The sequence below is a fragment of the Sporosarcina luteola genome, from assembly GCF_007991495.1.
In the GTDB taxonomy this organism is placed as follows: Bacteria; Bacillota; Bacilli; order Bacillales_A; family Planococcaceae; genus Sporosarcina; species Sporosarcina luteola.
The window spans coordinates 25,635-43,084 of sequence record NZ_BJYL01000039.1; the positions used below are offsets into that span (position 1 = coordinate 25,635).

The 17,450-nt window shown below is 42.0% G+C and carries 15 protein-coding genes; 7 read left to right on the top strand and 8 right to left on the bottom strand.

What is annotated here, in order from left to right; genetic code table 11:
* Nucleotides 1-108 precede the first annotated feature (108 nt).
* Together SLU01_RS14310 and SLU01_RS14315 are read left to right on the top strand one after the other, a co-directional pair.
* Entirely contained in the window at nt 109-843 is a 735-nt protein-coding gene (locus tag SLU01_RS14310) for an SDR family NAD(P)-dependent oxidoreductase (protein WP_147059512.1), read from the top strand.
* Between the two features lie 62 nt (nt 844-905).
* On the top strand, nt 906-1,325 hold the full coding sequence (locus tag SLU01_RS14315) for a MarR family winged helix-turn-helix transcriptional regulator (RefSeq protein ID WP_147059514.1): 420 nt from the start codon (nt 906-908) through the stop codon (nt 1,323-1,325).
* Nucleotides 1,326-1,407: 82 nt separating this feature from the next.
* Here SLU01_RS14315 and SLU01_RS14320 read toward each other — a convergent pair whose 3' ends face one another.
* Complete coding sequence (locus SLU01_RS14320; protein WP_147059516.1) at nt 1,408-2,445, bottom strand: AI-2E family transporter; 1,038 nt, start codon at nt 2,443-2,445, stop codon at nt 1,408-1,410.
* A gap of 231 nt (nt 2,446-2,676) precedes the next feature.
* On the opposite strand from SLU01_RS14320, the gene SLU01_RS14325 reads away from it, so the two are divergent.
* The 3 genes from SLU01_RS14325 (at nt 2,677) to SLU01_RS14335 (ending at nt 4,700) form a co-directional block, all read left to right on the top strand.
* The gene (locus SLU01_RS14325) at nt 2,677-2,955 is read left to right on the top strand and encodes a hypothetical protein (protein WP_147059518.1); all 279 of its coding nucleotides are present in this window, start codon (nt 2,677-2,679) and stop codon (nt 2,953-2,955) included.
* A 207-nt stretch (nt 2,956-3,162) separates the two neighbouring features.
* A complete protein-coding gene (locus tag SLU01_RS14330; protein WP_147059520.1) occupies nt 3,163-3,345 on the top strand; it encodes a hypothetical protein in 183 nt (60 codons plus the stop codon).
* Between the two features lie 164 nt (nt 3,346-3,509).
* Nucleotides 3,510-4,700, top strand: coding sequence for a DUF4317 domain-containing protein (locus SLU01_RS14335; RefSeq protein WP_147059522.1), 1,191 nt, complete (start codon nt 3,510-3,512; stop codon nt 4,698-4,700).
* A gap of 124 nt (nt 4,701-4,824) precedes the next feature.
* Here the strand turns inward: SLU01_RS14335 and SLU01_RS14340 are convergent, their stop codons facing one another.
* The 5 genes from SLU01_RS14340 to SLU01_RS14360 all read right to left on the bottom strand — a co-directional run bounded on the left by SLU01_RS14340 (nt 4,825) and on the right by SLU01_RS14360 (nt 10,263).
* Nucleotides 4,825-5,481, bottom strand: coding sequence for a VC0807 family protein (locus tag SLU01_RS14340; protein WP_147059524.1), 657 nt, complete (start codon nt 5,479-5,481; stop codon nt 4,825-4,827).
* Entirely contained in the window at nt 5,478-6,227 is a 750-nt protein-coding gene (locus SLU01_RS14345; RefSeq protein ID WP_147059526.1) for a MerR family transcriptional regulator, read from the bottom strand. The genes SLU01_RS14340 and SLU01_RS14345 overlap by 4 nt, the downstream gene beginning before the upstream one ends.
* A gap of 131 nt (nt 6,228-6,358) precedes the next feature.
* Nucleotides 6,359-7,687: a CitMHS family transporter gene (locus tag SLU01_RS14350; protein ID WP_147059528.1), complete on the bottom strand. Its 1,329-nt coding sequence runs from the start codon at nt 7,685-7,687 to the stop codon at nt 6,359-6,361.
* A 211-nt stretch (nt 7,688-7,898) separates the two neighbouring features.
* Nucleotides 7,899-8,606 carry a response regulator gene (locus SLU01_RS14355; protein ID WP_147059530.1) on the bottom strand — a complete coding sequence of 236 codons (708 nt, stop codon included), beginning with the start codon at nt 8,604-8,606 and terminating at the stop codon, nt 7,899-7,901.
* Nucleotides 8,599-10,263 carry an ATP-binding protein gene (locus SLU01_RS14360; RefSeq protein ID WP_246110998.1) on the bottom strand — a complete coding sequence of 555 codons (1,665 nt, stop codon included), beginning with the start codon at nt 10,261-10,263 and terminating at the stop codon, nt 8,599-8,601. The genes SLU01_RS14355 and SLU01_RS14360 overlap by 8 nt, the downstream gene beginning before the upstream one ends.
* A 169-nt stretch (nt 10,264-10,432) precedes the next feature.
* Between SLU01_RS14360 and SLU01_RS14365 the strand changes: the two genes are divergently transcribed.
* Nucleotides 10,433-12,808 (top strand): polyprenyl synthetase family protein, encoded by a 2,376-nt coding sequence (locus tag SLU01_RS14365; protein WP_147059532.1) that lies wholly within the window; start codon nt 10,433-10,435, stop codon nt 12,806-12,808.
* Nucleotides 12,809-13,100: 292 nt separating this feature from the next.
* Here SLU01_RS14365 and ahpF read toward each other — a convergent pair whose 3' ends face one another.
* Together ahpF and ahpC are read right to left on the bottom strand one after the other, a co-directional pair.
* The gene (ahpF, locus tag SLU01_RS14370; RefSeq protein ID WP_147059534.1) at nt 13,101-14,627 is read right to left on the bottom strand and encodes an alkyl hydroperoxide reductase subunit F; all 1,527 of its coding nucleotides are present in this window, start codon (nt 14,625-14,627) and stop codon (nt 13,101-13,103) included.
* Nucleotides 14,628-14,640: 13 nt separating this feature from the next.
* Entirely contained in the window at nt 14,641-15,210 is a 570-nt protein-coding gene (gene ahpC / locus SLU01_RS14375) for an alkyl hydroperoxide reductase subunit C (protein ID WP_147059536.1), read from the bottom strand.
* Between the two features lie 483 nt (nt 15,211-15,693).
* Here ahpC and SLU01_RS14380 point away from each other — a divergent pair, with 483 nt between their 5' ends.
* Complete coding sequence (locus SLU01_RS14380) at nt 15,694-17,343, top strand: malate:quinone oxidoreductase (RefSeq protein ID WP_174842661.1); 1,650 nt, start codon at nt 15,694-15,696, stop codon at nt 17,341-17,343.
* Nucleotides 17,344-17,450: the final 107 nt, after the last annotated feature.

A 17,450-nucleotide genomic window follows, 5' to 3' on the forward strand; every position in this document is an offset into this window, starting at 1 on the left:
TAAAGTAACCCGATTAGGTATCAATTCATTGAAATTCCAAAAAGAAACTGATAAAATTTAGGTGTAAAACATTTAGATGTCTAAATATATAAGGAAAGAGGAATAGTCATGAGAAGATTAGAAAATAAAGTGGCAATTGTAACTGGAGGAGCTTCAGGTATTGGTGCAGGTATGGTTGACTTATTCGTTCAAGAAGGTGCCATTGTTGTTGCAGCGGACATTAACGATGAAGCGCTTGAGAAGGCTAGTCAAAAAGAAAATGTCTATGGGATGAAATTAAATGTTGCTTCAGATGAAGAATGGGAAGCATTCGCAAAAGAAGTGAATGACCGCTTCGGAAAAATTGATATCCTTGTCAATAACGCTGGCATTTCATCTGAAAAACCATACCAAGAAATCAATCTTGATGATTGGCAAAAGATGCTTTCCATTAATGGCTTCGGTCCTTTTGCCGGTATAAAGCATGTTGCTCCGTACATGGCAGCACAAAACCAAGGTTCCATTGTGAACATTTCATCCTATACAGCTCAAATTGGGCAAGGATTTAATCATTATTCGGCATCCAAAGGGGCTGTACGTGCTCTATCCAAAGCGGCAGCAACCACTTTTGGCCACCAAGGCGTCCGTGTAAATACACTATTCCCGGGGATTATCGAAACTCCGATGACGGCATCATTAAGCACCTCAAAGGAACTTCTTGGCCGCTTGATCCAAGCAACACCATTGCAACGGTTAGGAAAGCCTGCTGATATCGCAAACGCAGCATTGTTCTTAGCTTCAGATGAATCATCTTACATCACAGGTTCAGAACTTGTGATTGACGGTGGTTTCTCAGCTCAATAATGTTAAGAAGGGCTCCTAATCCCATTAGGGGCCCTTATTTCTTGAAAGTGGGAATGAATAGTATGAAGGAATGGACTATTTTCGAAACCATCCATAGTATGGATAAGGTCACGAATAATTTAGTCATTCAGTGGAACAAAATGTTCAACGAAGACCTCGGTGTGTCCCATATTCTTGTGCTAGCCCATCTGAAGGTACATGGAAAAAGTCGTCCTTCCGATATTGCAAAGATTTTAGGGCTGACTCCTCCTACCTTAACGCATTTGGCGGAAAAGCTTGTTAAAAAAGATTTGGCCGTTAGACTAACAGACGAGTCTGATCGACGAATCATCTATTTAGGAATTACCGATAAAGGCGAAGAGATGGTGGGGAGAGCAAATCAGGAAGGTATAGCATTACGCAAAAAAATGTTTGAACAGTTAACAGATGAAGAGCGAGAACAGCTATTGAGAATCTATGAAAAACTGAGTAAGCCTGAATGAATCCAAAAGCCCTTGGGCTAAAATTCTTCAATTGAAAAACACCAGCGATTACCTTGCTGGTGTTTTAAATTTTATCAAAATATTAACTATCCATCTTGCCGATTTGATTTGGAGTTGGCGTTTCTTTGTCTGTCACGTCTAAAACATCAAGCAGGAAAATGAAGACAGGAATTCCGATAATCAGCCCCCAGACACCAAAGAAATTTTGCGAAAAGATGAGCACGATGAATGTGTAAAAAACGGGCAGATCTGTTTTTGAAGACATGAGCTTTGGATTTAATATGTACGCTTCAATTGCATGAATGACCATAATGGCAATTAGTAAGTACAGAACTGTCAGGAATCCGCCAATTGTGAAGCCGATAATCGTAAGGGGAATCAGTGAAATGATGACTCCTGCGACGGGGATTAGCCCCATGAAGAAAATCATAATAGCAAGTCCGACGATCTGAGGGTAGCCAAGAACCATTAAAACAATGACTGATAAAAATGTATTGACGAGCGCAATGATAAATTGCGCTTCAATTACTTTGCCGAAAGTACGTGAAAATTTCTTGCCGAAAAACTCAATTTCGTAATAGAATGGAGCAATTTTACTGTTCTTAAACTTATTCGTAAACTCGATAAGACGTGGTTTTTCAATAAGGAAAAACAAGCTTAAAATCAATGCGAGCAGTACTTGAACACTTATCTTACTTATATCCGAAAATGATTTTAGTAGGAAGGATAAGCCATTATCGATATAGGCCTTAATTTGTTCACCAGAGATAAATGATTCAATAACACCTAACAATGGATTTTCTTGCGGATGGGTAAAGAAATTCGTTATTTGCCTAACGAGCTGGCTAATTTCAAGGGAGATGAGCGGTAAGTATTTGACAACAGCAACTGTCAAAATGCCGACAATCAACGTATACAGTGTGATAACAATCAGCTTCCGATTCAATCGCACATGCTTCGCCGTAAATTCAACAAGACGATTCATCAAAAATGAAAAAATAAAAGTTAGTAGTATTAAATTCATCATGCTTCTTACACTAAATAACAGCACGATGATTAAGGCGAAGATGATAAGTCGTTTCACTTCTTTTTTTTGAATTAGCTCAATTAATGCATTCATATAGTCAAGTACCCCTCGCAACCAATTTTCTATGTATAATCCTTTAAGTTTAGTATCCTCTTGTTTGCAATAGATTACAAACCTCTCGTATTTCATTTTACACAAAAAAATGGATAGATATACTAGAAACAATTTATAAACATGTGAACACGTAAAAGTCCGCGCATATTTTTTTGATTTCTCACAATACTAAGCTCGCCGTAAAACTTATTTGTAGTAGGAGGGAAAACTATGGCGAAGGACTCAAAACCAAGTTGGAAAAAAGAGCATCCAAGTACGTTCTTAAGCAACTCCGTTTTAAAGGCGGATCGATCGGTGAAGCAGGCGATGTCGCACCCGGAAGAGATGGCTGTAGAGCATGCTTTCAATTCGATTTCGCGCGCTGAAAACGCATTATCGAATGCCGAGCAACTGGATGAGCATATGGATACCGTGCAGCAAAACAAGAAACAGCTTGATGTTATGAAACGGCAATTGGACGAGGTACAGGAGATTGTGGAAGAAGAGTAATTTGAGAATACTCCCCCATAAATTAGTTTATGGGGGTATTTCAACATAGACTTTTATGACTCCTTTTTTGATTTTTACTGCATGTCTAACTTAATTCCTTTCTGTTGTGCGCATAACCTTCGCGGGCCTTAGCTGCTTGAGTATAGTAGAGTAAGGGGAATAGTGTATTTCGATTCCCTTGAAAATTCATATAGGGGAGGAATGGACATGTTGTTTTATGAAGATGAAATAAAAAAAGTTGCTAAAATAATGGGACCTTCAAAATGGAGTACAATGAGATTGCAAGATCCGCGTATCAATGGACAATTACAAAAGGATCAGATGGCACGGGAAACAGAAGCAAGGAATCTAGAAGAACGTCGAAAACGTTTATTGAACGGATATGAATGAGAGCAATTAGCTCCGTATCCGTAAAAAGCGGCGGGCTATTTTTCAAAATTAATTATGTTCCTGTCCTCATCATAAACATTGCTATAATAGGAGTATCTAAAGCAAAACATGCTTTGGATGCTCTTTTTTTGATTCAATTTACTAGCCGGGGAGTTGGGATATAGATGAATAAGAAGTCAATCGCGGACATTCGCAAACGTTTCAAATTGGATACGGATTTATTGAAGATAACGGACATTTATAACGTGTATATTAGGCAAGAGGGCAATGAAATCTATCATGAAGTGAGCCAGCCGTTTGCCATGTTGGATCGGGAACAGCAGGAGTTGTTTTTAAATAACTTTAAAAAAGTGTTAGGCGGAAAGTTAGATGCAAAGCTGTTTGAAGTGAAGTTTCAACCTCAAACTGAAGAGCAAGAAGATCATACACAGCGACTGCTGTATGACGGCCTTCATGCGGATGAAGTAGGGCAATGGAAAGAAGAGATGCAACGAATCGCGGGGAAGATGGTGCAAGACGTTCAGTATGAAAAGGACATTGTCATCACATTTATCCGAGGGAATTATTACAGACCGACGAAACGTAATAGCGAGGAGTCGGAAGTGGCGTCACGTGACGAGGTTTACAAAAACCCCTTCATTCTTTGCAGTATGAACCAGACAGTGGAGCCGAAGCGATCGCTCGTTTTTGATTTCAATGAAAAGGAGTTCAAGTCCAGTTTTGTAGCGGACCCTATCATTAATCTTGCGTCTCCGATCAGCGGGTTTTTATTCCCATGCTTTACGGACAACGCAGCAGATGTGAATCATATCCTGTACTCCGCAGGAAAAGCGAATAAGCCTAACTACCATTTCATCGAAAATGTACTAAACGGCGAGGAAATCATGACCGCCGAAGAAGATAAGGCCGTCTTTGAAGAGATTGTAAAATCAGTCGTCGGAGAAGAGATGGATACGAGAACCCTCGCGAGCGTATATGATGAAATTCAACGTATGATGGAAGTGGATGAAGAAGAGGAGGAAGAGGAAAGCGTTCCTACCTTGGATACAAAAGAAATGACACGTGTGCTGAAGGCGAGCGGCATGCAAGACGTTGACACGGAAAAGGTGGAAAGGGCCTTCCGTAATGTGGTCGATGATGAAACGTATGAATTGAAAGCAAGCCATATCGTTCCGAATTACAACTCGAAATCCATCAAAATTGAAACGAAAGTCGCTAACATCGCCATCAGCCCACAAGATTTGAGATATGTGAGGCAAGTGACAGTCAACGGAAAGCGTTGCATATTGATAGAGGTGGAAGAAGATACGGTCATTGAAGGATTTACAATGCTTGCGGAAGAAGAACTGGGGTAATCGGTAGAACCGGGAAGATATCGATTATTTCCTAACTTATATCAATCATTTCCCAACATATATGGTCATTTTGGGACCTTGAACCTACTTGAATGAAGTCAATTCAAAACGAGCAGACAGCATATTACGATGCGCCGTCTGCTTGTTCCGTCTCTGTACTCTCAACGTATTGCTCCTTGATATACTGTTTCACTTTCGAATAGACGAAGAAGGAAGCACCTGTAATCAAAGCGCCAAAGAACCATCCGCTGACCTGCATATAAATCAGTATATGTCCATATCCATCAACGCCGTACGAATAAATGAGCAAAGCTTTCAGGGTAGACTGGAAAATACCCCGGAAGACAATCAAGCCTGTCAACATTTGGTACCATTTAAAAATTCCCTTACTTGAAAATAAGGCTTTGCTTTGTTCACGCGGCTGTCCTTGCAAATATGCGAAGTCCACGGCGAAATAGAGCGCAAGCGGTTTCCGCAGCAATATAGAAAGTAGATAAATAGCCGCATAAAAATACCCAAGATATACGCCGTTCCAAAGCAAGTTTTCAGCGTTGCCTGATAGTAATTTCACCGTTGTGCTCAAGAATAAAGAAAAAATGATGAAAAGCCCGCCGATATTAAACTGCCGCTCTAAAATGAAACGATAGATTGTATAAATGAAACCGGGTACAGTCGACAGGAGCATTGCATAATAATCCCCAAATGGCTCACGCCCGTAATTCCAAACGATGAAGGGAAGTATCGTGTAAAAGACTAGATCAAGCGTCATCAGCTTTTTCATATAGTTGATCCCGTGCCATTCGTTTCATTAAAATGTTCAATAGATTGTTCTATGAAGGTGACGATGTCATTTTGAAAATACAAAAAACCGGTAGCTTCCTGCTTCTTATTCAACTCCCATACTTTATTCGCAAGTTCAAGATTGCCTTTATACATTATATGGACAAGGGAGATCCACCGCTTCGCCAATTGCTGGGCAATTTCGCTTGTTGGACTTTCATTGACGTGAGCCCTGACATCTCTGAATAAAGTCATTGCTGTTGCCGCCAATTCGCTATCGTCTCCAAGATTCGGAAATTGCTTTAGTAATACTTGTTCTTCCTTAGAAAAATGCTGGTTCCATATTTTCTTTAAAACCTCTTCATTATTCGGGGCGGTGTAGAACGTTTTAAATATTGATTTCCAGTCAGTGGTTCCTTCGATATCCACTAAAGCTAATAAGGAATTGATGGAGTCTTCCATCCTTTTCAACTTCTCCTGCTCCTCTTGAATCACCTTCAATCGCATCTCTAACAAGTCTTTACTATTCAAATGCTTGTCATCCATTGCACCCTGAATTGTCTCAAGCGGCAAACCCAGATTCCGCAACGTCAATATATAATGGAGCTTTGACACGTCCTCTTCCGAGTAAAAACGATGGCCGTGCGCAGTTCGATCGGCCGGCGGCAATAATCCGATTTCATCGTAATAGCGCAATGTCCGCACTGTTACATTGCTAAGTTCAGCAAGTTTTCCAATTGAATACATGACTTCCACCCCCATTAGGTTGTTTCCATTATAGAACCTACCGTAACGTAAGGTGCAAGTGTTTTCGGATAATTTACAAACAAAAAGGTATCAGCGCACCCTTTTGGATGCATCCGATACCTTTTTTTCTCTTAAATAGCAACTACACCAAGTAAAACTGCAATAAGTAATAATAGAATACTTAACCCCCACATCATCATGAAGGAATAACGGATATGTTTCCCCATTTCAAGACCAGCAAGTCCAAGTGCTAACCAAAGTGCTGGTGATAACGGGCTGACAAATGTACCGATAATGTTTCCGATGATCATGGCATATGCAGTAGATAGTGATGGGATGCCGAACGTAAGAGCAACCTGGTCAATAATCGGCAATAGGGCAAAATAGTAAGCATCAGTGCTTAATAGCAAGTCGAATGGAACTCCGAACACACCAATAATGACATGTAAATACGGAGCGACAAATTCAGGTAAAACGGTTACAAGATCTGTTGCAATCGACGTCAGCATATTTGTACCGTTTAAGATCCCTAAGAATGATCCAGCTGCCAATATAATCGTCGCCATCATGATTCCGCCAGGAGCATGTGCTTTGATGCGTTCCATTTGATCTTTGACTTTCGGGAAGTTAATCGGCAATGCGATGCTGACACCAATCATAAATGCGAAACCGGCCGGTATAATTCCCCACACGAGAAGGCCGATTACAGCAATCGCTAAAAATGCGTTAATCCAAATCAGTTTCGGGCGTGACAAATCTTCTTCTACAACAGCAGCGAGCTGTGCTTCAGCAATCGTTGCGTCGTTAATGTCATCGTCAGATTCTATCCCTGACGCAGCCTTTTTAGCGATCAACCGTTTTTCACGGTAGCCAAGTGCAACAGCTATGGCAATCAATAAAACCAACCCAATAATTTGAATTGGAATTAACGGTCTCCAAAGTTCAGTGACATCTACATCTAACACAGAAGCCGTTCTTCCGAGTGGACCAGCCCAAGGAACCATATTCATAATGGATGCAGCAGTTCCGACGAGCATAAGGAGCAAATAAGGGTTCATCTTCAATCGCTTATAGAGTGGCAGCAATGCCGGGATTGTTATGAGGAATGTCGACGCTCCGGATCCGTCCAAGTGTGCAATGGCGGCAATGATTACAGTTGCTACTGCAACGGCAATTACGTTTCCGCGAGAAACGGCAATCATTTTGTTAATAAGAGGATCGAACAACCCGACATCTTGCATTATTCCGAAAAATAAAATCGCAAAAATGAACATAATGGCAACGCCGGCAACTTTGGTCGTTCCTTCTGTGAAAAACTCTCCAATTTGATCAAAACCAAAACCGGCAGCAAATGCTCCGGCAACCGGAACTAACACGAGTCCAACGATAGGAGAAACTTTTCCGCTAATGAGCAACGCTACAATAATGACAATCGTAATCAAACCAATAATACTTAGCATATATGTCTCCTTTCCAGCAAACCGAAGTCCACTCATGAAAAAGAAAGGTCTATGTAAGCGGATACATACTCGGTTAAAAAAACAAGTACCGCCGCAAAAAAAATAACCGTCTCTAATTCAAAATATTCTATAGCTAGAAATTTATCATAGAAAGGTTATATGTATAAGTTTATTTACATTAAATCACTAATGAGCATTATGGATGTTTTGTTCATTCTGTCCACGGTACATATTTTCGTTCCGGGCGACCGATATCCCCGTATTTCAGCTGAGCATCTGCTTCTTTGATGGACACTAGGTATTCCAAATAACGTCTTGCAGTCGATCGGCTGACCCCTACTTTGCTGCCTGCATCTAGGGCGGTAATCCCATATTCATCGCTTTCTAGTAAGATCCTTTTTACTTTTTCCAATGTAATCTGATCGATTCCTTTCGGCAATCTTTCTTCAGGCTCTTTTTTAGTCGAAAAGGCCAACTGCAAGCCCGTTAGACGATCAATCTCTTCTTGCATAAGCTCTGTCTTTGAAGTCAATAGATGCTTTTGTTCTCTATATCTCAATAATGTCTGTTCAAAACGGTAAAAGTCCGCCGGTTTCACAATATAATCAAAAATCCCGCCGCGCAGCGTTTCAGCAATCGTCTCTGCTTCTCTCGCAGCCGTTATCATAATGACGTCAATTTCATTAAACTCGTTGCGCAATGTCCAAAATAAGTTGAGCCCTTCGACGTCGGGTATATAGACATCTAATAAAATGAGCTCCGGCAAACTACTGGCATTGCGTAAAAAATGAAGGGCCTCTTTACCTGTCTTTACAACATCGGCTACAACAAATCCTTCCACCCGGCTAACAAATTGCCGGTTAATGTCTGCAATTCGAAAGTCGTCCTCAACGATTAATACATCAATCGACTTAAGCATTCGAATCTCCCCTTTCCTCTAAATCTTTTGGTATGGAAAGCACGAAACTTGCGCCGCCCAGATCTCCTTCCTCCAAGTAGAGATCCCCGTTAACTTCTTCAATTATTTGCTTTGTCAGCGCCAGTCCAAAACCGCCGTGCTCCCCTTCTTTTGTCGTAAACCCTTGTTGAAAGACCGAAGTGATGTGCTGATCCGGCACGCCTTCACCTGCGTCATCTATTTCAAAAATGATATCATTTCCAATATCCGTGAAATATAAAGCTATTTTTTTATCAGCTGGTGAGTTATTTTTCACTGCATCCATCGCATTATCAATCAAATTCCCGATTGCGGTCAACAACGCTTCACTTTGCATTTCATTTAAATGGGTCGTCAATCTGCTATCTTCTTGAATCGTAAACTCAATCCCTAACTCGCTTGCCTGATTTAACTTGCCTAATAATAGACCGCTCACCATAGGATCTGATACTTTTTGAATAAGGAGATGAATCCAGTTTTTCTGCAACGAACTTTCCCGCTGGATATAACGGATTGCCTCTTCTTTTTTATCCAATTGCAATAAACCGAGAATTGTATACAGCTTGTTTGAAAATTCATGTGTTTGGGCCCGTAATGCATTTGTATATTGTTTGACAGACTTCAATTCCTTCGTCAGCAAGTCAATTTCAGTCTTATTACGAAAAGTAAAAACTGTGCCAATAAACGAGTTTTCAGCATAAATGGGGGCTTTATTAACAAATACGATTGTTTTGCCGATCATCATCTCTTGGTCAATTCGTTCATTTTCATCATGAAGAAGATTGAGCAATTGCTGTGAAGGTGCAAGGTCTTTTAGGGGTTTCCCCTCATACTGTCTGGAAGGGATGACTTGATCGAACAATAAACGTTGTGCTGCAAAATTGAGCATCGTTATCATGCCGTTTTGATTCACAGCGATGATGCCTTCATGTGTGGATTGCAGAATCGTTTCTTTTTGGAACAATAAATATGCAATTTCTTTAGGTTCTAATCCGAGTAACACTTTTTTAATGTAGGATGCAATGAGAATAGCACCAATCACAGCCACAACAGCAATATTTACTAAGACAATCCAAATATGGCTAGTAGAAGATTGTATGATCGATTGAATATCGTTCACTAAATATCCGACCGATACGACGCCGACAATTTCCCCATCCAAATACACGGGAACTTTGGCACGAACAGAGCTGCCTAAAGATCCGACTGCTTTTGAGACATACGATTCGCCATAAGCCAACGCTCTTTCGTTATCTTCACCGACCATCTTCTTACCAATTTTGTCGTTGTCAGGATGTGCATACCGAATCTCTTTCCGATTGCCGACGACAATGAATTCGGCCTTTGTAGCTTGTTGAATGGGTGTGACAAGCGCGTTGATCGCAGATGGGGGGTCTTCTTGCCGAAATGCTTCGGCAAGCTCTGGGATATGCGCTACGCTCTCCGCTACACTAAGCGCCCGGTCTCCAACTTGCGCCTCCATCGTTTCGGAAATGAAATGACCAGTGAAAAATCCAATCACCAATATAATGGCAATAATAAGAGCACCTATTAATAAAATCATTTTCATTTTGAATCCAATAATGTTAGTTGGTTGAAGGTTTAAATGCATTTCCCGTCTTTTATGTAGTCGCATCATATTCGTCGGCTCCGATTCCTTATAAACATAATAGTAATTCAACGTAATATGTTAGTATTTGTTTAGGTCTGCGATAATATCCATCATGCAGTTAATGCTAGCCCATATCATATAGTAGAGTGTTTCATTTCACATGCACTAAAAAAACATGAAGTAGAGGTAATGTAGGATGAATGATAGGTTACAAATAAATGCCGATGCAGGTTACCAGCTTGCTGAGAAGAAGGCTGCAGAATACTTTGCATCACTTTCCGGACAGCTTGCAAACAAGATTTATGCTACTACCTTAACTGAGGATATACAAGCGTGGAAACAGAATCATATCCATCATAATTCATTGTTTTCGCGTGGAAAAGGAAGATCCAATTCACGCGGATATTATCATTATATACAATGGCTCGAGTCTACTGGGAAACTCGACAATTACTTGGATCGAAGCATCTCCTATATCTTCATGCGGGATTTGGGAAAATCCCTCGATTCCCCCCATACTCTGAATAGAATTCAGCATGTCGTTAACAACTTAAAAGAATACTTACGGCGTTCTAATCCGACTGGCAATGAAAGTACAAGTGAGATGTTCAGTATGGGTAGCTTATACCGTTGGGCGCAGAAGGAAGGCATTGAGTCGACATTCATCTGGTTGATGAATAAACTAAAGACTGTTTCTTCCAATATTCCAGATGGGATGAATGCTGAAGAAGCGAAGCGGAAGTTGATGAAGATCATTGCCGGGGTCATCTTGCACCAGGTTGAAGAGATGGACGATGATCTATCCACTGAAGAACGTACACGGAAGTTGGACGAAGCGATACGATTGGGCTATTCTTATGGACTGACTTATCCGTTCATCGATGATCTTTTGGATTCGGATGTCTTATCCGAGAAAGAGAAAAAACAGTATTCCAGTTTGATCCGCACGACTCTAGTTACAGGATCTGTACCTGAATTAGGGGCGTGGGCCGGAAAGAGCAAAGAGTTAATACGCTATATTCATTCGGAACTTCGTGAGGCTTTTGCGTATATTCAAGGTCGTTTGCGACAAGAAACAAAAGACCATTTTTTCGAGCAATCTTATGTGTTTTTTCATTCCCAAGAAGAGGACCGTGAAAAGGATCTGTTACATGCAAATTACACGAATGAAGAACTTTATATACCGGTCATTTTAAAATCCGCTTCTTCACGTCTGATTGTTCGTTCCGTCCTAAGTGCCGAGGAGGATGACGGGTTTGATACCCGTACATTCTTCTTCGGCATTTACAATCAGCTGGCTGATGATTTCGCAGATATGTTTGATGACCTCGAAGCCGGTGCGGTTACGCCTTACACGTATTATTTAAAATACCGTCAAACACGCCCGGATCTTATAAATCCATTTGAATTGTATTGGACGGTCATCTCCAACTTGATTCACAATGTGTATCATTCAGATAAAAAGACATGTGAAGTGATGTTAAACCGTGCGATAAACGGTTTGAAACGCTTTAAAGAGCGGATGGGAGACAAAAAATACAATGAAGTGATGCAATTATTCGCAACCGGGAATTCCAAATTCGATCGGCTCATCCAAAAGATGGTTCGAAAAGCGGATGATGTTGATTTCTTCGATAAATTGCTCCGAGACCATATCATCACCAATTTGAAAGAGGAAGGAAGAGAACGGGAAACCTTTTTGGAAACAGTTAAAACCGTACGTAGCCGGATAAATGATATGTTATGTATCCGCGGGAATGACGATGCATCCCTGTGGGAAGATCCCATTATGGACGCTGCAAATTACAGTCTGCAAGGTGAAGGGAAGCGGCTGAGACCAATTGTGACATGGATTATGGGTGTGCATGAATATGGATTGGATGAGTCGGCGATCGTGCCCTTGCTGAAATCATTAGAATACATGCATACAGCATCTTTGATTTTCGATGACCTTCCGTCTCAGGACAACTCGTCCATCCGTAGGGGGCGTCCAACGGTGCATCACATCTATAATACAGCTGTAGCGGAGTTAACCGGTCTTTTTCTGACCCAACAGGCTGTTCAGGAACAAGCCTCGCTCGACCAATTCGATCCGAAAGTGGTACTTCGCTTAATTCAATACTCGGCCGGAAAGACAACGGATATGTGTAAAGGCCAGGCGATGGATTTGAATTCCAAAGGGAAGCCGTTGACTTTGGAACAGTTGAATACGATGTGCTACTACAAAACCGGCATCGCCTTCGAAGCCTCTCTCCTGATGCCTGCAATTCTGGCGGGAAAACAGGAATCGGAACTGGAAGCTTTGAAGCGATTTGCCTATCATGCCGGCAACGCTTTTCAAATTAAAGATGACTTGCTCGACGTAGAAGGAGATTTGGAAGCACTCGGAAAGCCAATTGGAAAAGACGTCGAAAATAACAATTCAAACTTCGTCTCAATCCTCGGTGCTGAAGGAGCCCGAAAAGCGATGTGGGACCATTATTCCACTGCGATGGAAACGTTGAGGGAAATGAAATACAAAACAACCTACTTGAAACATCTCTTACATTACATCGTAAACAGAGAGAATTAGTGAAACTTCTTTACAACAAAAAAACTGTTTGAAAGTCGAAGGCTAGACTTTTCAGACAGTTTTTTGTAATTAAGATTTCCCGCGTCCAAAGCAGGCGTTCGCGCGTCCAATGTCTGTCTAGAATCTTAGTTTTCTTCTTAAATAGCACTCCATTATCAATCATTCCCCAAGATATATGGTGATTTCGGGACCGCCGACCCCCCTGGTAGAACCGAGATCCGTTCCGGAAATATGCAGTATAAAAGGCACTAATCTATCATAATTAGATAGACAGTGCCTTTTGTATTAGTAATTAATTTCGCACAAGATAATCGAACGCGCCTAATGATGCAGTTGCGCCTGATCCCATGGAAATAATAATCTGTTTGTATGGTGCAGTCGTGCAGTCACCTGCAGCGAAGACGCCTGGTACGTTAGTTGCTCCACGGTTATCGATAACGATTTCACCGACTCGATTGCGCTCAACTGTTTCGCCGAGCCAGTCCGTATTCGGAACGAGCCCGATTTGAACGAACACGCCTTGTAGTTCAACATGTTGCTCTTCGCCTGATTCGCGATCGATATAGGAAATGCCGTTTACGCTGTCAGTACCGGTAATTTCCTTCGTTTGCGCGTTTTTAATGACTGTAACGTTAGGCAAGCTATGCAAGCGATCTTGCAATACCGAATCGGCTTTCAGTTGATCCGCATACTCAAGAACCGTGACGTGCTTCACAATTCCGGCAAGGTCAATAGCTGCTTCCACTCCAGAGTTACCGCCGCCGACAACGGCAACGTGCTTCCCTTCGAATAGCGGGCCATCGCAGTGCGGGCAGTACGCAACGCCTTTATTTCTGAATTCCTGTTCGCCTGGTACGCCGATATTGCGCCAACGGGCACCTGTTGAAAGGATGACGGTCTTACTTTTAAGAACAGCACCGTTTTCCAGCTCAATTTCGATAAGGTCTTTCTTCTCCAAACGTTTTGCGCGTTGGAGGTTCATGACATCGACATTATACTCTTTCACATGCTCTTCAAGATTTGCTGCAAGGCGTGGGCCTTCCGTGTGCTTCACGCTAATGAAGTTTTCAATAGAAGCAGTGTCCAAAATCTGACCGCCGAAACGTTCAGCTACGATGCCTGTACGAATGCCTTTACGTGCTGCATAGACTGCTGCACTTGCACCCGCCGGACCACCGCCGACAACAAGTACGTCGTAAGGCTCCTTATTTTCAAACTCGGAAGCATCCGGGCCGCCGCCTAGTTTTGCAAGAATCTCTTCGAGTGTCATACGGCCGCTGCCGAATGATTCTCCGTTAAGGAATACTGTCGGTACAGCCATGATGCCTTTGCTTTCAACTTCTTCTTTGAATGCTGCGCCGTCGATCATCGTATGTGTGATGTTCGGATTCAGAACGCTCATTACGTTAAGGGCTTGTACTACTTCAGGGCAGTTTTGGCAGCTTAAGCTAATGTAAGATTCAAAGTGGTATGTTTCATTGATCGCTTTCACTTGGTCAATCACTTTCTGATCGACTTTTGGCGCTCTGCCGCTCACTTGCAGCAATGCAAGCACCAAAGAAGTGAACTCGTGTCCGAGCGGGATGCCGGCAAACGTGACACCGGTATCTTCACCTGGACGGTTTACGCTGAAGCTTGGCGTTTTCGCAAGTTCAGCATGCTTGACTTTAATAGCAGATGACATTGTCGCCAATTCATCCACTAAAGCTAGCATTTCACGGGAAGTTTTATCTTCTCCCGCATTTACTTTCAATAGCACGTCGCCTTCCATCATTTCAAGATATTGGGCTAATTGTGCTTTTATATTTGCATCTAGCATATTATTGCACTCCTTAAATTTTACCTACAAGGTCAAGGCTTGGTTTAAGCGTTTCAGCGCCTTCTTCCCATTTCGCTGGGCAAACTTCACCTGGATTGTTACGTACATATTGAGCAGCTTTGATTTTGCCGACAAGTGTGCTTGCGTCACGGCCGATGCCGTCAGCATTGATTTCAGCAGCTTGAACGATGCCGTCTGGATCGATGATGAATGTACCGCGTTGTGCAAGACCAGCCTCTTCGTCAAGTACGTCGAAGTTGCGTGAAATTGTTTGTGATGGGTCACCGATCATGATGTAACGCAGCTTGCTGATCGCTTCTGAATGATCGTGCCATGCTTTATGAGTGAAGTGCGTGTCCGTTGAAACGGAATAAACTTCAACGCCAAGCGATTTCAACGTTTCGTATTGGTTTTGTAGATCTTCTAGCTCTGTAGGACAAACGAATGTGAAGTCAGCAGGATAGAAGCAAACAACACTCCATTGACCTTTAAGGTTTGCATCTGTTACTTCGATGAACTCGCCTGTACCGCTATTGTAAGCTTGTGCTTTAAATGATTGAATTTCTTTGCCGATAAGTGACATGTGTAAATTCCTCCTAAGAATGTTTTTAGAACTTATAGTTGTTAGTTTAGGTTTGAATGACAATCCTTAAACAACCAATCTGTATTTAATTTCAATTGGTAAACTATAATCATTCTAATTCTATATTCATTATCATAAAGATGTCTCTGTTTGTCAAGAATAACACTTTCATGTCGATTTCCGCTGTTTATCACTGAATTTCATAGATACTCTCTATAACTGTAATACAGCTAACTTGAGCATTCATTCTCAATTACATTTAATGATTATCAATTATTATGTTTCTTCTTAATATAAGGAATACTTGGACAAGGAAGCGGAATGGGACGATTGGATGTAGATTTACAAATCATTATGATATAATACTATCGGTGATAATTGATACAGAAAAGGTGTGTTCCTAGCCGCGTCTTATCTTGCTGTGACGCCTAAGAAGGAGCGTCTACATCCTTTCTGCAAATTTAGGGTATAAGGATGATAAAAATGAGCAACGGAGAAACGAAAACAGACGTCATCTTAATTGGCGCCGGAATCATGAGTGCAACTTTAGGAACTATGTTGAAGGAATTGGCACCGGATTGGAAGATCAAAGTATTTGAGAAGCTGGATGGCGCGGGAGAGGAAAGCTCCAACGAATGGAACAATGCGGGAACGGGGCATGCCGCACTATGCGAACTCAACTACACGAATGAAAAACCAGACGGAACTTTAGATATTAGCAAGGCGATCAAAGTCAATGAACAGTTTCAACTCTCCATGCAATTTTGGTCTTATCTCGTAAACAACAATTTGATAAGCAATCCAGAGGACTTCATTATGCCATTGCCTCATATGAGCTACGTACATGGTCAAGATAATGTGAAGTTCCTGAAAAAGCGTTTTGAAGCCCTTTCCGATAATCCGTTATTCCAAGGGATGGAATTTTCCGATGACCCGGAGCAACTGAAGGAATGGCTGCCGCTCATGATGGAAGGTCGGACTGTGAAAGAGCCGATTGCGGCGACGAAAATTGATACAGGAACAGACGTTAACTTCGGAGCATTGACCCGCATGTTGATTGACCATCTAAAAAGTAATAATGTCGAAGTTAACTATAATCATAATGTGAATACGATTAAACGCACGAATGATGGATTATGGGAGTTAAAAGTCAAGAACCTTAACAGCGGCGCAGTTGAACGACATACTGCCAAGTTTGTCTTTATCGGCGCAGGCGGTGGAAGCTTGCATTTACTCCAAAAATCCGGTATTCCTGAAGGGAAGCACATCGGGGGATTCCCGGTGAGCGGACTTTTCTTAGTCTGTAAAAATCAAGAGATTGTTGAACAACACCATGCGAAAGTATATGGTAAAGCTTCGGTTGGCGCGCCGCCGATGTCTGTTCCGCATCTTGACACAAGATATATTGATAATAAAAAATCATTGCTGTTTGGACCGTTTGCCGGTTTTTCACCGAAGTTCCTCAAAACGGGCTCCAATATGGACCTAGTCACTTCCGTGAAACCAAACAACGTCTTTACGATGCTGGCGGCAGGAGCGAAAGAAATGTCGCTGACAAAATACTTGATCCAGCAGCTTATGCTATCGAAAGAACAGCGCATAGAAGAATTGCGCGGTTTCGTCCCTTCCGCGAAAAGCGAGGATTGGGACATTGTAGTTGCAGGCCAACGCGTCCAAGTCATTAAAGACACAGAAGTGGGTGGTAAAGGAACACTTCAATTCGGTACGGAAGTCGTCAGTGCAGCAGATGGTTCGATTGCCGCATTGCTCGGTGCATCACCTGGTGCTTCCACAGCTGTCCACGTCATGCTTGAAATCATCAACCGGTGCTTCCCGCAACAAGCTAAAGAGTGGGAGTCGAAACTTAAAGAAATGATTCCGTCTTACGGCAAGTCACTCGTGGAAAATCCGGAGTTACTACAAGAAATCCATGCGTCGACTGCGCAAGCTCTTGGTTTAATCGCGCCTCCTAGTGAGGAAATCGCTGTAGAGGATGCAACGGTAGAAGAAGTAGATTCTGTCGAGGTTGAAACAGGTGAAACCGAGAAGGACGAAGTATTGGGTGTTGACCGTGAAGTTCCGAACGTAGATGCCAACCTGGTCGTTGAAGAAGAACCGAAGAAGGAAGAATAATCGAAATGAAAGCTGACGCGAGTAGATAACGCGTCAGCTTTTTGATTGTTAAGCGGGACGCCTTATAATGACAGCCTACACGGATTAGGTTATAATAAATACCGTCG

What these genes read in the sequence shown, in the direction of transcription:
- SLU01_RS14310 (WP_147059512.1), top strand. Translation starts at nt 109, where the DNA reads ATGAGAAGATTAGAAAATAAAGTGGCAATTGTAACTGGAGGAGCTTCA.
- SLU01_RS14315 (WP_147059514.1), top strand. Translation starts at nt 906, where the DNA reads ATGAAGGAATGGACTATTTTCGAAACCATCCATAGTATGGATAAGGTC.
- SLU01_RS14320 (WP_147059516.1), bottom strand. Translation starts at nt 2,445, where the DNA reads ATGAATGCATTAATTGAGCTAATTCAAAAAAAAGAAGTGAAACGACTT.
- SLU01_RS14325 (WP_147059518.1), top strand. Translation starts at nt 2,677, where the DNA reads ATGGCGAAGGACTCAAAACCAAGTTGGAAAAAAGAGCATCCAAGTACG.
- SLU01_RS14330 (WP_147059520.1), top strand. Translation starts at nt 3,163, where the DNA reads ATGTTGTTTTATGAAGATGAAATAAAAAAAGTTGCTAAAATAATGGGA.
- SLU01_RS14335 (WP_147059522.1), top strand. Translation starts at nt 3,510, where the DNA reads ATGAATAAGAAGTCAATCGCGGACATTCGCAAACGTTTCAAATTGGAT.
- SLU01_RS14340 (WP_147059524.1), bottom strand. Translation starts at nt 5,481, where the DNA reads ATGAAAAAGCTGATGACGCTTGATCTAGTCTTTTACACGATACTTCCC.
- SLU01_RS14345 (WP_147059526.1), bottom strand. Translation starts at nt 6,227, where the DNA reads ATGTATTCAATTGGAAAACTTGCTGAACTTAGCAATGTAACAGTGCGG.
- SLU01_RS14350 (WP_147059528.1), bottom strand. Translation starts at nt 7,687, where the DNA reads ATGCTAAGTATTATTGGTTTGATTACGATTGTCATTATTGTAGCGTTG.
- SLU01_RS14355 (WP_147059530.1), bottom strand. Translation starts at nt 8,606, where the DNA reads ATGCTTAAGTCGATTGATGTATTAATCGTTGAGGACGACTTTCGAATT.
- SLU01_RS14360 (WP_246110998.1), bottom strand. Translation starts at nt 10,263, where the DNA reads ATGATGCGACTACATAAAAGACGGGAAATGCATTTAAACCTTCAACCA.
- SLU01_RS14365 (WP_147059532.1), top strand. Translation starts at nt 10,433, where the DNA reads ATGAATGATAGGTTACAAATAAATGCCGATGCAGGTTACCAGCTTGCT.
- ahpF (WP_147059534.1), bottom strand. Translation starts at nt 14,627, where the DNA reads ATGCTAGATGCAAATATAAAAGCACAATTAGCCCAATATCTTGAAATG.
- ahpC (WP_147059536.1), bottom strand. Translation starts at nt 15,210, where the DNA reads ATGTCACTTATCGGCAAAGAAATTCAATCATTTAAAGCACAAGCTTAC.
- SLU01_RS14380 (WP_174842661.1), top strand. Translation starts at nt 15,694, where the DNA reads ATGAGCAACGGAGAAACGAAAACAGACGTCATCTTAATTGGCGCCGGA.